The sequence below is a fragment of the Psychrobacter nivimaris genome, from assembly GCF_043419765.1.
In the GTDB taxonomy this organism is placed as follows: Bacteria; Pseudomonadota; Gammaproteobacteria; order Pseudomonadales; family Moraxellaceae; genus Psychrobacter.
On record NZ_JBHOFX010000002.1, the window covers coordinates 359,388 to 373,795 of the forward strand.

The window sequence follows — 14,408 nt, forward strand, 5'->3', positions numbered from 1 at the left end:
TCAGTATTTTAAACCAGTACTTATAAACACTGTTTAGAACGCTTTTATGACATATCGATAGCTGGCTGACGACAAACTATCCCACTAACTCTTAGAGAGAGTACGCTAGTGGCGCTATAGTCAAACAAGATAGAGCAGCATTTATCCTATTAAAAATGCCACTCTATTTAAGATACGATATCGATATATGTCAATATTATGCACATATATTTATTCGTGTTTTTGCGGTAAGAAGGATGGCTAAAATCAGGAGACATCCATGCAGCGTATTACTTATCGTGTAAAAGTATCTGCGCAAGGGGCCAAACGCCGTATTTCTTATTTACTGCGTCCATCTAAACGCCTACTAAACACCAAAAGTAACATCGTTTCATCCGTTACCCCTATTGCGTCTAATCGTTTTGCCAGAACCAAGAAGCTGGCACAAATCTCTAGCATCGCTCTACTCTCGTTGCCCGCTGAGAGTTTGACGACCATGAACACATCGGTACCAGCCTATGACAATGTCATGCTGGAAAACACCTTGACCATTGCTGCGGTACCAGGCGATAGCACTTACTTTGCTACCGATGGCTTCCAACATGGTTTTGGGTTTGATCTGGTGCGCACTTATGCCGACGAGCTCGGTGTCGATATCAATCTAAAAGCCTACGCCAGTGAAGAAGCGGCTCTAAAAGCACTAAGAACCGGCAACGCTGACATGGCATTGACTACAGCTAGTACTAAGCTAAAAAGCCAGCTGAACCTATCGTCTATCAATGTCAGCTGTGGTTATGACTCTAGTCTGACTAAGAATGGTCTACATCCTAAGGTAAGTTGGACGTTTAGCTCATCCAATGACCCACTATCAAGAAAGGCCAGTTACTTTTTGTGCGATAGCATCAAGCTAAAAAACACACAAAAACTTGCCGCGTTCTACAATCAAAACTTGCTTAAAGACGCCTATAGTCAGGATCATTTCCAGAGGACGTTGACAGAAAAGTTACCGGACTATCAATCTTCGTTTGAAGAGCAAGCACGTAATTATAATCATGATTGGGAACTACTGGTAGCGATGGGTTATCAAGAGTCACATCTTGATGCCAACGCTGTCTCGCCGACTGGCGTACGCGGGTTAATGATGCTGACCAACAACACTGCAAAAGCGATGGGCGTCTCAGACCGCGTTGATCCTTACCAAAGTATTGGTGGCGGTGCACGCTATCTAGAGCAAGTGAAAGCAGACTTCTCTGATGTGCCAAAAACTGACCGTATTTGGTTTGCCCTTGCAGGTTATAACATGGGTCCCAATGCGGTAAAAAGAATCCAACGCGAACTACGAGCTCAAGGTATCGATGATAAGAGTTGGGCGAATGTCTATGCTTATTTAGCAGACAATAGAGCGTCAAATAGCCGCTATGGTCAAGCCATGCATTATGTCAGTAATATCCGAAGCTATCTTGAGACTATTAAAACTCAGACGGTCTAGTTTGTAGCTATTACTAAACGGTTCGCAAGCTAACTTCTAACAGTAAGTCATTTTTATTGAATAAAAAAAGCTGCTCTTATAAAGAGCAGCTTTTTTGTGCGATACGATTAATGATTAATATTAGTGACGCCTTATATAAACGGTATCCATTAATATCTTATTCATTAACGATTTGGAACTGTCAGACGCTGACCACGCTGCAACATAGTATCAGCGGCGATATTGTTCATATCAGCCAGCTCTTGTGTTGAGACACCATATTTACGTGCTAGACCAATCAAGCTATCGCCCGAGCCAACCGTGTAGCTTACTGTCGCTTTTGGTACTTTAAGCGTTTGGCCGCGTTGTAGCTGAGCATTGGTCGCTAGATCGTTGGTCGCTGCCAAATCCTCTACCGATATGCCAAACTGACGTGCCAAAGCAATCAGACCATCGCCAGATTTAACTTTATAGCTTTCAGTATTACCTAATTTCGTACCACTGCTTGCTGAGCTACTACTGCTGCTACTAGCAGAGCTGTTGCTTTGGCTACTACTAGATACACTTGCCACACTACCGCTAGCAGGGATAGTGATAGTACGGCCCAGTATCAGATTCGAGTTGGTATTTAAGTTATTTGCTGATGCCAAATCACTTAAGCCAATATTGTAACGTCTGGCGACACCCGTTAGCGTATCACCTGATTTTACTTTGTAGCTGACCGCTTTGTCATTTAACTGACGGTCGACCAATTCTTTAGTAGCAGGAACTTTAATCGTTTGACCACGTTGCAAGCGAGCTTTTGCATCAAAATTGCTATTTACCGCAGCAAGTTCCGTTGCACTCACTCCGATGCTATTCGCAATGCCAATCAGCGTATCACCTGATTTTACTTTGTAATTGGTGGTCGCGACCGAGCTTGAGCTGTTATTACTGCTAGCGCTTGTCGTACTTGCAGCATCGAAATCAACACTGGCTGGCACTTTAAGCGTCTGACCAACATATAGCGAACTTGTGCTGTTAATACCGTTGAGACTGGCTAAAGTATCTGTCGACACATTGAATTGACGTGCCAATGCAATTAAGCCGTCTCCTGCTTTTACTTTATAGTTTTTGGTCGCAGTGCTTGATTTACTCGGCTTGGTAGAAGGCGCGGCAGGTGTCGTCGCAGGGGCAGTCACTTTACCCGGTATGAGCCATAATTTTTGACCTCTGAGCAGATCAGCACGGCTGCTCAGGTTGTTATAACTGGCTAGCTGAGTGACCGATAAGCCAAAGCGATTGGCCGTACCGATAAGCGTATCACCGCCTTGTACAACATAACTGTCAGGCTGACTAGCGGCGGCGTTATTAGCAGTGCTTAATGGCTCAATAGTCTTGGCGTCATATAGATATAACGTACTGCCAGAGAGCAAATTCGCACTGGCATCTATTTGGTTCCATTCTGCGATATCACGCCAGCTGACCCCTGCTCGACTCGCAATGTTCGAGAGCGTATCGCCACGTTTTACCGTATAAGTGGTACGAGTGCCTTGTGGTTTTGGTTTACTTACCGAGGTTTTGGCAAAGCTAAGTTTCTTCTCTGCACCGCTCGCTTCTAAGATAGACTGCTGTGTCTGTACGGCTGATAGATTGATGTTGCCATCAGCATTGATAACATTGGTCTCAGAAGTATTTCTACGGATTTGATTGGCAATAAAATCACGTTCTTCTTTGCTAAGCGGTGGCTCTTGGACAATCGTATTGTTCTGAGTAATCTGTGCTGAGGTAGTCGGTAGACTGTTACTGCTCTTAAGCTCAGCATTGATTTTGTTAGTCTCTGCAGTGGTCAGTGGTGGCTCAGTACGAGCTGAGGAATTGCCACTGTATACAGAACTGCTAGTCGGTGTCGCAGATGGTGAGATATAGCTTGTGGTCTGCTGAGGTACACTTGCGCTAGCGGCATAATCAGCCAATGCGCTACCAGTAGATGGCAGTGATGAGGCAGTATATGGTTTATTATTATAGCTTGGCGTAGTCGCTGTCGTACTTGAGCTACTTGCGTTATTTGATGCAAGCACGTTACCTGTACCATTACCTCTGAGCCCACTCAATTTGGCATCGGCATTGAGACTGACGTCGTTTGGAATGATGACACGCTGTGGACCTGAAGAGTCAACACGGCCTGATGTCAGTGCAGTATTTAGACGCTCTAGCTCATCGTAGCTAACGCCAGTTAACTGCGATACTTCTGCCAAGCTCACACCATAGTTAACAGGTACACTGCGGAAATGCTGACGGTTAGCGATAGCGGGTAAATACACACCATACTGTTCAGGCTTGGCGACGATTTCAGCTACAGCTAAGAAACGCGGCACATAGTTCATCGTTTCAGTCGGCAGTTGAAGTGACCAATAGTCTGTTGGTAGTCCGCGCGCTGCGTTGGCATCGATTGCTTTCTGTACACGGCCAGGTCCAGCGTTATAAGCAGCCAATGCTAGCTCCCAACTACCAAACTGGTTGTGCAGTGCTGTCAAGAAATCATAGGCAGCACGTGTCGACTCAATAACATCACGGCGACCATCATAAGTGCTGCTTTGATTCAAGCCATAGATACGGCCCGTACTTGGAATAAACTGCCATAAGCCCGCAGCTGCTGCACTACTCGTACCACTTGGATCGTAAGAGCTTTCGATAACTGGTAACAAGGCAAGTTCTGTTGGGATATTGCGACGCTCTGCCTCTCGTACCGTATGATAGATATAGCGACTGGCACGTGCAGTTAGGCGATTTAGATAATCCTGTCTACTGGTAAACCAGCTTTTTTGACCTTCAATACGCTGATTATAGATTGGCTTACCACCATTCATGCGGTAGCCTGCGCGTAGACGATTCCACAAATCACCATACTGCTGAATAGCAAGCTGGTTACCTTCTACCATGGTCATGTCAGTGGCTTCTAACAAGTCAGCCAACTCATCCAAACTCTCTGCGTCCAAAAACGCAGTTGAGTAGTCTGCACTACCTGTATTAGCCCCTTGATTGGCAGGACTTTTGGTGATGACAGATGAGCTATTGGTCGCACCTTTGTTTTTTACCGCTGATGTATTGCTACACGCACTAATCAGTAAAGTGGATACCGCAAGCGTCAATGGCAACGCAATAAATGAGCGAGAGTGTGATAGCACAGTAGACATGATATTGGAGGTTTCCTAACGACAGAAATTAATAAGATAAAGTTGATGGATAGTATAGTATGCAATGTAAAGCAAAGACTAGCCTAATATAAAAGATAATAATAGACGCTCAAGTAGCCTATAAAACTAAGTAATGACTATTGTTAGCTAGCTAAGACTTTCTATAGGTCGAAATTGCAGCTAGCTCAATCAGCTATTGTTTATGTTACCTATTGTATTTTGAGTCTTGCTTGGTCAATGGCGACTTAATTAATAGCTACCTGTGATACTGCGCGCAAGAGCACTGCATTACCAGTAGACAAGGTTAAGGTCACACGAGATGTGGTAACAAATGATACTTGCTGACCATTTTTTACCCAGCTCTCATTGGTCGTCACATTGGCTTTGGCTTGTGAACCAGTAATCACCACATTATCTACCGAAATATCATAGCGATAATTAGACGTATCATTCCAGCTGTTTTGAAGCAGCTTTAAGTACGCGTCTTTGTCTAGACTGGTAGATTTGTCTTTTCTAGATAAAGAAATAAGCGCGTCATCTGACACAAGGCGCGATACCTGATTGATACTTTGGCTATTCGCTGATGCTTTCATTGCGGCGGCATAGTTCTGTACCAAATCTTCGGTCATAGTTGCCGCTTGTGCATTGATACTGATGGTGCTGGCTACTGCTACGATTGCAGTGATGCTGGCGCTTTTCACCAATAGAGCTAATAGCCTATTTCCCAATAATTTTTTCATGATAATCCTTAGCGATATTTTTTTCGTTAGTGTCATATAGTGACGATTAACGCTCTTTTATCATTTATTTCGGCAGTGTATCTGTATAGATATATCTATATAAGTATACTCATATCATATGCCGAGCCTATCATCGAATTCTCACAGCCATGTGACACCCTGTGTAATTATTGCGAATAGAAACACAAGCTATCAAATCAAATGTTCTTAACATTTTATGCTGTAAATCCTAGCTCAAACGGTTAGATGCTTTGTAGCTCTAGCTTGATAGTCAGCCCATAATGAGCTGACCATTTTTAAACCATCAATCTTTAGAACCATCAATACTTATAGTTAAGCTATTAACGTTAGAGTTTGGCTTCGTTAAGGCATAGTTAGGACTTAGGTTCGCTGTTACTATCTTCATACTGCTCATCATCGCTGAGCTTCATGCCCAAACGCTCTACTCGTCTATCCATCATCTGACGAGCCAAGGCTTGCATGTCTTCGACGCGGTCTATTTCATCAACAATTTCAAGACCTAACAATGTCTCAAATACATCTTCTAACGTGACCAAGCCTTTAACTTCACCATATTCACCGACTGTAATCGCAATATGAATACGGTTTTTTAGCATCAACTCCAACAAATCAAACAGCTTCATCTTAGAGAAGACAAAAGTGATGTCTCGTTGAAATTGCGTCAACGGCTTATGCATAGCATGATTAACTTTAGCCAGTAGCATGTCCGTTTTTAGGACAAAGCCTGTAATGTTGTCCAAGTCACCATCGTAGATTGGCAAGCGAGAAAACGTCAGCTTTGGACGATCAACCAATAGTTCAGCGACGGTCTTATTCTCTTCAAATGCAAGCATCACCGAGCGTGGTGTCATGATATCTTCGACTTTAATCGCGCCAAACGCGAGCAAGTTACGAATGATACGCGACTCTAGTGGGTCGATTTGACCTGACTCTTCACCGATACTAGCAAGAGCAGCAAACTCACGGCGACTAAATGTTTGCGGCTCTTTACCGCGTACCAATAGTTTCGTCAGACGCTCTGAGAACCAGATTAACGGGTATAGCAGCATGATGATGCCACGAACGAAATAAGCAACCAAACCACTTAGTTGACGCCAGTAAACTGTACCCAGTGTTTTTGGAATAATCTCAGATAAGAATAAGATAGCAAGCGTCATGAGGGCCGAAAACAGACCAAACCACGCACTACCAAATACGATCGTGGCCTGTGCACCCGCACCGATAGAGCCAAGTGTATGAGCAACCGTATTTAACGTCAAAATAGCGGCTAGCGACTGATCAATATTGTCCACTTTAAGGCTTTTAAGCATTTCTGCTTTTTTAGGACTGGTCTCTTGTACATCCGCAATAAACGATGGCGTCATGCTCAGCAAAACAGACTCTGCTAATGAACAGACGAAAGAGACACCAATGGCGAGTAAGACAAAAAATATCAATAAAGAAACGCTAAGCGCAGTTGGTGCTGCCGCCTCGCTGGATGTTGATACAGCACCAGCTGCCCACACTGCCTGCGGTAGCATAAGAATTGCTAATGCAGATAGCGCCGAAAAAGAAGTATAACCAAATCGAGAACTAGTAGTCATTCTCGGGGGAGGTTCTGCAGATGCGTCTTTACGATGAGCGCGCGGACGACATAAACGAGGTACAAACATAAAAGTGGTGAACAAGTTAGGTAACCTAAAAAGAGTAAAAGGAAGATAATGTCATGAGTAATTTATATTGATTTTTAGATTATCTTTAACAAAGTAATAAAAGACATCTGTCTATCGTATAAATAGTTACTCAAAGCTGATTTAATAACTATTTCAAAGCCATACTATGCTTTAAAAAGCCGTAATATGGTTCAATATGTAGCATACTAAATACAGGCAATCATTGCCATTTGATAGTAGCATTGATGATACCATTTCACAATAAGTCACCATTTTTAAGTTTTTGTTTTTTGATGACTTTTATTACCCTACTATTAACGGTTGTATGACGAAATCTTTACTAGCCAATTCATGACAGTTATTTAGCCTGAGGCTTTATATGGATTATCTGAATATAGTAAAAACATTGTTGTCCTACCCGTTGGCTGATAGTATGCCTTGCGCTAAGAAAAACACGCTCAGCCTATGATTAACAGTTACCAAGTCTGGGATTTTTTGTTACTATGCGTCTAATTTTATTATTGTCTATGACTTACTGAGAGATATTATGAGCTTATTTATTCAAGCTGCCCATGCTGCGCCAGAGACTGCAGGTGCTGCAGGTCTATTCGGTCAGATTTTACTGCCTGTTGCGTTTTTTGCGATTTTTTACTTCTTGGTCATTCGCCCGCAGTCTAAGCGTACCAAAGAACACCGTGCCATGGTTAACGCATTAACCGTGGGTAGTGAAATTATTTTTGCTGGTGGTTTAATGGGTCGTATCAAAGCAATCGAAGGCGACTATGCCGTTGTGAGCCTAAACAACAATACTGACGTGAAAGTACAACGTGCTTCTGTTATTTCAGTATTGCCTGCTGGCACGATCGAAAGCGTCTAATTAGAATGTTCACTAGCTTTTATTAGTGAAAATTTATTAGTGAACATTCAATAGTCGTTACATTAACGAATGTAATGACTAAAAAATGACCGTATATGATTTACGGTCATTTTTCGCTATTAACACAGTAAGGTAAAATTGCTATATAAATTAGGCTTACTGTTTAGATGTCCTATCTTTATCCAAATCAGCCATATGATTTTTGGTGACCAGATAAACAGACATCTGTATTATTTGCTTTACTGTTTTATGCGTTACTATCATCGCGGATGATCGCAATGGTGCATGATGACGGCTGCTGAACATAGCACTCGACCGTTGCTATCGCTAACTTCCCATCTGCTAACTTGTGGCCTACGTCGCCAGTCGTTTATCAACTTAAAGAAGTGATTATGCAATATCCCGCTTGGAAATACTTACTAATTGCCGTCGTGCTACTCGTTGCCGGTCTATATGCTGCCCCCAACCTTTATCCTGACGAACCTGCTGTGCAGATTACGAGCGCAGCCGCAGGAACTCAGCTATCTGAAGGCATCTTGACTGAGTCTCAAAGCTTACTCGAAGAGGCAGGTCTAGATAACCACGATGGTACGTTTGAGGGCAACAGCGCGCTGGTACGCCTCAACAACCCAGTCGATCAGCTAAAAGCGCAAGAAGTGCTACGTCAAAACTTGGGCGAAGACTATGTCGTTGCCCTTAACCTAGCACAGACTACCCCGCAGTGGCTACGCGATATTGGCGCAAGACCGATGAAGCTTGGTCTCGATTTACGTGGTGGTGTACGCTTTGTACTCGAAGTCGATATGGACAAAGCGCTTGAACAGCGTTTGACCAGCGCCAGTCGTGATATGCGACGTGAGCTACGTGCTGAGCGAGTAGCAATCAAAGGTATCAAAACCGAAGATCGCGGCGTGGTATTGCATTTTGCTGATACTGATACTCGTAACCGTGCCCAGAATGTATTGCAAGGCTCGATGAGCAATACCTTTAACTTGCAGTCTTCTATTGATGATCAAGGTCCTGCATTGGTTTTATCGTATAACGATGCGACACTTGACGAAATCAATAGCTACGCGGTCAATCAGAACTTAACAACCTTACGTAACCGTATTGCTGAGCTGGGTGTGACCGAAGCTTTGGTACAGTCGCAAGGCGCTAGCCGTATTGTCGTTGAGCTACCTGGTGTACAAGATACTGCTGAAGCGAAACGTGTACTTGGTCGTACTGCAAACCTTGAGTTCCGTATGGTGGCAGAAGATGCCGATACCTATACTGGCGGCATACCTCCAACAGGTACAGAGGCATTCCCATTTGAGACACTCGATGGCCCGCCTGTATTGTTAGATCGTCAAGCGATCGTCACCGGGGACAAAGTAACCAACGCACAAACTGGCTTGGATGAAAGTGGTCTACCTGAAGTAAGTATTACCTTGGACAGTGCTGGCGGCAAGCTCATGCAGAACGCCACTCGTACAGCGGTTGGTCAACAAATGGCTGTATTGTTCATTGAAAACAAACAAAGAATTACTTACGAAGAAGATCCAGCGACTGGTGAGACGACTGAAGTACGCACACCTTACGCTGAAACCAAAGTCATCAACCGTGCCAACATTCAAGCGGTATTAGGTTCATCATTCCGTATTACTGGTCTAGATAGTAGTGCTGAAGCAGCTGAGCTTGCGCTATTGCTACGCTCGGGCGCACTTGCTGCACCGATGTACTTCGTAGAAGAGCGCACTATTGGTCCATCACTCGGACAAGAAAACATTGATAAAGGGTTGTTCTCTACGCAGGTCGGCTATCTACTAGTCTTCGCGTTTATGATTATCTTCTATCGTCTGTTTGGTGTGATTGCCAACGTTGCGCTAGCCGTTAACGTTATTATTATCATTGCGATTATGTCAATTTTGGGTTCATCACTTACCCTACCGGGTATCGCAGGTATCGTTTTGACCATCGGTATGGCGGTTGATGCTAACGTACTGATTTTTGAGCGAATACGAGAAGAGATTGCCAATGGTGTCCGGCCAAAATCAGCCATTGTGGCAGGTTTCGATCGCGCATTTAGCAGTATTTTTGATGCCAACATTACAACCTTATTGGTCGCGTTTATCCTATTTGCGATTGGTACTGGTCCGATTAAAGGCTTTGCGATTACGCTAGCTATTGGTATTGTCAGCTCGCTATTCACTGCAATTTTGGTGACACGTGCACTGGTACAAATTGCTTATGGTAAGCGTAAATCCATCAAAAGTCTGAGCATCGGTTAGGAGAATATTATGGCGATCGATAATAACAACCCTTTAGAACAGCAGAATAATCCTGATCGAAATGGCTCAAACGGTGAGACGACCAATGCAAGTACGCGTCGCCGTAACAAACCGCGTCGTGATGGTAAAGGTAGCAATACTAAAACCAATAACCCTACTACCGCAAAGTTAGGCAAAAGCCCTAGTCGTCGCGGTGGTAACGGTCAAAATGCCAAAGACAGTCAAGCACTGTCTACCGCTGTTGATTCTGACGTAATATCAGGTGACGCCGCTGACGATGCCGCAGCTGTCGCTGAAGGTGGCATCAAGGCAGTTGGCAACCAGCGTATCATTCCATTTATGAAGATAGAAAAGCCGATGGCACTACTATCTTTATTTATGGTGATCGGTAGTATCATTGCTATCGCGGTAAATGGTCTGAACTTAGGTCTTGATTTTACTGGTGGTGTCTCTGCTGATGTGCGCTATGAGCAGCCTGTCGAGCAAGTTGCTGTTGTACAAGCACTGGCAGACAATGGCTTTGATGATGCGGTTGTACAGTATCTAGGTACTCGTGAAGAGCTATTGGTACGTCTACCTCCTCAGTCTGATAACGTCGATGGGCTAAGCGCAAATCTAACGCAAGCATTGGCACTACCTAGCAACACCGCTACGATTAGCAACGTTAATATCATCGGTAGCCAAGTTGGTAATGAGGTTTATCTAAACTCAGTCATGGCATTGGTATTGGCACTGGTTTGTATGCTTGGCTATGTTGCCCTACGCTTTCAGTTCAAACTGTCTCTAGGTGCAGTACTGTCACTATTCCATGATGCCGTCGTAACCATCGGTGTATTTGCACTATTCGGTTTCCCATTTGACTTAACAGTCTTGGCTGCAGTATTGGCATTGATTGGTTATTCATTGAACGATACCATCGTTGTCTATGACCGTATCCGTGAAAACTTCCGCCGTGTTCGCGGAATTACGCCTGAACAGACGATTGATTTGTCATTGACCGAGACGCTACGCCGTACGATTATGACCATTTCAACTGTTTTATTGGTCGTACTAGCCATGCTCTTCTTGGGCGGTGATGGATTATACTGGTTCTCAGTAGCTCTGTTTATTGGTTTGCTTGCGGGTACTTACTCATCGACTTATATTGCCAGCTCGATTCCGCTGCGCATGGGGCTGTCGCGTGATGACTTTATCGTAAAAGTAAAACCAGAGTTTGAAGAAGAAATCGTTACTTTCAACGATCCAAAAATGTTTGAGCAAGACAACGTTTAGTAAGGTATATTAGATGGATTGATACGTTGAACTAGCGTGTTATCAATCTTTATAGACCTACTGAGTGCACAGCTACAACGTTTAAATAAGAGCACCTGACTCATGAATAATGAGTCTAGGTGCTTTTGTCTTTATAGCTATTTTGTCTCTTATATTAAATGTACTGCCTTACGAGTCTATTATCATTTAACGAACACACCTCTTTATCGTTCACGTATAAACGAGTTACCCATGTCAGCTAATTCCGCAACTTCTCAGGCGATGCCACCTATTGACACAAGCTATAAGCGTATTATCGCGATTGCGCTGCCTGTGCTACTCGCCAATTTGGCTATGCCATTGCAGAGCGTTATTGATACGGCCATTGTAGGCAATATGAATGACACGGCGAAACTTGCTGGTATGGGTCTAGCCATACAACTGCTGTCGCTATTGCTTGTTAGCTTTAACTTTTTGCAGTATGCATCATCTGGGCTTGCTGCGCAGGCATTGGGACAACTGGCGAATAATACTAGCAATACATCGGCCGTATCAGTGCCCACGCCTTTGCTGTCTATCTTACAACGCGCTTTACTATTGGCATTTGTTATCGGAGCAATATTACTACTCGCAAAACCATGGCTGATTGATTTTGGCTTACAAGCCCTATCAGCAAATCCTGAAAGTGGACGCGCGGCGAAAACCTACTTAGACGTACGCTTTTGGGGCGTGATTGCGGAGCTGATGAATTTTGCATTTATCGGTTGGTTTGCAGGACAGGGTAAGACCCGTTATATGCTTTACCAGCAAGGCTTTATTGCTGTACTTAATATTGTACTGACTCTGTTTTTTGTATTTGCAATGCAAATGGGATTGGCTGGTGTTGCACTGGGAACGACTATTGCATTTTGGTTTGGAATACTGATGGCCCTGTGGTTGAGCCGCCAACATTTAAAAATATCGTGGTCTGTATTATTTAAAGCGGATCGTCAGTATTTTACGAAAGAAAAGATGCTTAGGCTATTTTCTTTAAATAAAGATATCTTTGTACGTACCCTTATTTTAACGCTAAGCTTTGCTTGGATTACTCGACTATCTGCTCAAAGCGGTGATGTCATACTGGCTGCCAATGCTATTTTATTGCAAGTATTAAGCATATCTGCCTTCGCTTTAGATGGCGTCGCTGTCTCTGCTGAAACGTTAAGTGGACAAGCTGCAGGACGTCGCGATTGGCCACGTTTTCGTATTATTGTGAATCGTACAGGCGTGGTTAGTTATGGCCTTGCTATCATGTTGAGCGCCATTTGGTGGCTTGCAATGCCTACATATTTAGGATTTATGACCAATATTGAGTCGGTGTTTGCCCTCGCCTATGACTACCATTTATATGCCGTGTTATTGCCTCTTGTCGGCGTTGGTGCCTATTGGCTAGATGGGATATTTTTCGGCTTGACGGCTGGTAGCGTGATTCGTAATGCGGCGCTGATACTGGCTGCTATTTTCTTCCCGTTAAGCTGGTTGCTCTATCAGCAATGGGATATGACAGGTATTTGGCTTAGCGTTTGGTGTCTATTACTATTAAGACTAGTCATTCTAGGCGGGTTTTTGTACCGTGCCAATCAGACTGGCAGTTATGAGAAACTACAACCTGAAGCTTAGTTAATTTTATATAGTGTTTGCTCTATCAATTTTTAATTTTGCAGCAATACCGTTTGAATCAATAATTTTTATATCGATAGATTTATAAAAATATCATAAGAAAAATTTAGGATGTCATGTGAATACTCATTCAAATGAATTAAGCCACCAACATAAGAGTCACTACCACTGGGCTGAGGGCTTTAAAAAAAGCTTGCCAGTTGCTATGGGATATCTGCCTGCCGGTATTGCCTTTGGTGTACTCGCACAGGTAGCAGGTATCCCGATATGGGCAACGATTATGCTCAGTATCGTTCTCTATGCTGGTGCAGCTCAGTATGCTTGTTTGCCAATGCTGAGCGCAGGCCTGCCGATTGGCAATATCGCCACCAATATTGCCGCGATTAATCTACGCCATGTATTCTACGGTATGCCGTTATTACAGTATTTACCAAAAAATAAGCTAGCCAAGACGTATTGTTTATTTGCTTTGACCGACGAGACTTTTTCGATCATGACAAGCTTACCAAATGAGTCGCGACGAGCGCTGATACTTCCTATCAGCCTATTTAACCAAAGCTGGTGGGTACTTGCGAGTACGGTTGGCGTCATGATTGGCAGTACGCTCAGTGATTTGGTGCCAAATTTGGATTTTGCGTTGGTTTGTCTGTTTGCAATTCTCGCTTATGAGCAGTTTCAAAGCATCAAACGCTACTTCCCGATTGGTATTGCGGTGCTTGGCTTAATCATTGCTTCGCTATTTACCAGTGACTGGTTGCTACTAGTAGCCATCACTATCTGTATGTTTATGATTTTGGTACGTGGGTTTTGGATAGAGCGTCAAAAGACGGGAGACTCTTATGACCAGTAGTTATCTTATTTTTGCTACGCTTGCCATGGCAGCAGTGACCTTTATCACTCGTGCGCTACCCGCACTGATACCTAGAAAGCTACTAGATACACCTTGGCTACACCGATTAAATGAGAGTTTACCATTATCAGTGATGGTGCTTCTAATTGTGACTAGCCTCTCCTATCAAGACCTATCGACGACTGTTGCTTTAAGCGACACCGAGTTGCATCTATTAATGGCACAAATCGGCGCACTTATTTTGGTATTGTTTATTTATCATATCAGCCGTCAGCTTTTGGTCAGTATGGTTGTCGGTATCGCAGCAATCAATGGTCTATTTTGGTTATTTAACAGTTTTCTAGGCTAAAACTGTTTCGACCATTTATATAAACGTCAGTACCCTTAGCGATATTTTAAACATAAAAAAGCTAGATTCCATTCAGAATCTAGCTTTTCTTATTTCAGAATAATGGTTTTAATACG

General features: G+C 43.5%; 10 protein-coding genes. 7 read left to right on the forward strand and 3 right to left on the reverse strand.

Annotated elements, in window-relative coordinates; translation table 11 throughout:
• Positions 1-259: 259 nt before the first annotated feature.
• Positions 260-1,468 (forward strand): transglycosylase SLT domain-containing protein, encoded by a 1,209-nt coding sequence (locus ACHEVO_RS04870; RefSeq protein ID WP_102094788.1) that lies wholly within the window; start codon positions 260-262, stop codon positions 1,466-1,468.
• Between the two features lie 164 nt (positions 1,469-1,632).
• Here the strand turns inward: ACHEVO_RS04870 and ACHEVO_RS04875 are convergent, their stop codons facing one another.
• From ACHEVO_RS04875 to ACHEVO_RS04885, 3 genes are all read right to left on the reverse strand, one after another.
• Positions 1,633-4,623: a LysM peptidoglycan-binding domain-containing protein gene (locus ACHEVO_RS04875; protein ID WP_394124145.1), complete on the reverse strand. Its 2,991-nt coding sequence runs from the start codon at positions 4,621-4,623 to the stop codon at positions 1,633-1,635.
• Positions 4,624-4,868: 245 nt separating this feature from the next.
• Positions 4,869-5,363 (reverse strand): hypothetical protein, encoded by a 495-nt coding sequence (locus ACHEVO_RS04880; RefSeq protein WP_394124146.1) that lies wholly within the window; start codon positions 5,361-5,363, stop codon positions 4,869-4,871.
• Positions 5,364-5,737: 374 nt separating this feature from the next.
• Positions 5,738-7,036, reverse strand: coding sequence for a CNNM domain-containing protein (locus ACHEVO_RS04885; RefSeq protein WP_165597340.1), 1,299 nt, complete (start codon positions 7,034-7,036; stop codon positions 5,738-5,740).
• A 547-nt stretch (positions 7,037-7,583) separates the two neighbouring features.
• Between ACHEVO_RS04885 and yajC the strand changes: the two genes are divergently transcribed.
• The 6 genes from yajC to ACHEVO_RS04915 all read left to right on the forward strand — a co-directional run bounded on the left by yajC (position 7,584) and on the right by ACHEVO_RS04915 (position 14,292).
• Complete coding sequence (gene yajC / locus ACHEVO_RS04890; RefSeq protein WP_057759529.1) at positions 7,584-7,913, forward strand: preprotein translocase subunit YajC; 330 nt, start codon at positions 7,584-7,586, stop codon at positions 7,911-7,913.
• A 392-nt stretch (positions 7,914-8,305) separates the two neighbouring features.
• Positions 8,306-10,183, forward strand: coding sequence for a protein translocase subunit SecD (gene secD, locus ACHEVO_RS04895; protein WP_394124147.1), 1,878 nt, complete (start codon positions 8,306-8,308; stop codon positions 10,181-10,183).
• Between the two features lie 9 nt (positions 10,184-10,192).
• Positions 10,193-11,455, forward strand: a complete 1,263-nt coding sequence (gene secF / locus ACHEVO_RS04900; RefSeq protein WP_394124148.1) for a protein translocase subunit SecF — start codon at positions 10,193-10,195, stop codon at positions 11,453-11,455.
• Positions 11,456-11,686: 231 nt separating this feature from the next.
• Entirely contained in the window at positions 11,687-13,093 is a 1,407-nt protein-coding gene (locus tag ACHEVO_RS04905; RefSeq protein WP_394124149.1) for an MATE family efflux transporter, read from the forward strand.
• 118 nt (positions 13,094-13,211) lie between these two features.
• Positions 13,212-13,943, forward strand: coding sequence for an AzlC family ABC transporter permease (locus ACHEVO_RS04910; protein ID WP_394124150.1), 732 nt, complete (start codon positions 13,212-13,214; stop codon positions 13,941-13,943).
• Positions 13,933-14,292, forward strand: coding sequence for an AzlD domain-containing protein (locus ACHEVO_RS04915; protein WP_394124151.1), 360 nt, complete (start codon positions 13,933-13,935; stop codon positions 14,290-14,292). Before ACHEVO_RS04910 ends, ACHEVO_RS04915 begins: the two co-directional genes overlap by 11 nt.
• Positions 14,293-14,408 lie beyond the last annotated feature (116 nt).

Coding starts and splice junctions, on each gene's coding strand:
- ACHEVO_RS04885 (WP_165597340.1), bottom strand. CDS start 7,036: ATGTTTGTACCTCGTTTATGTCGTCCGCGCGCTCATCGTAAAGACGCA.
- yajC (WP_057759529.1), top strand. CDS start 7,584: ATGAGCTTATTTATTCAAGCTGCCCATGCTGCGCCAGAGACTGCAGGT.
- ACHEVO_RS04875 (WP_394124145.1), bottom strand. CDS start 4,623: ATGTCTACTGTGCTATCACACTCTCGCTCATTTATTGCGTTGCCATTG.
- secD (WP_394124147.1), top strand. CDS start 8,306: ATGCAATATCCCGCTTGGAAATACTTACTAATTGCCGTCGTGCTACTC.
- secF (WP_394124148.1), top strand. CDS start 10,193: ATGGCGATCGATAATAACAACCCTTTAGAACAGCAGAATAATCCTGAT.
- ACHEVO_RS04915 (WP_394124151.1), top strand. CDS start 13,933: ATGACCAGTAGTTATCTTATTTTTGCTACGCTTGCCATGGCAGCAGTG.
- ACHEVO_RS04905 (WP_394124149.1), top strand. CDS start 11,687: ATGTCAGCTAATTCCGCAACTTCTCAGGCGATGCCACCTATTGACACA.
- ACHEVO_RS04880 (WP_394124146.1), bottom strand. CDS start 5,363: ATGAAAAAATTATTGGGAAATAGGCTATTAGCTCTATTGGTGAAAAGC.
- ACHEVO_RS04870 (WP_102094788.1), top strand. CDS start 260: ATGCAGCGTATTACTTATCGTGTAAAAGTATCTGCGCAAGGGGCCAAA.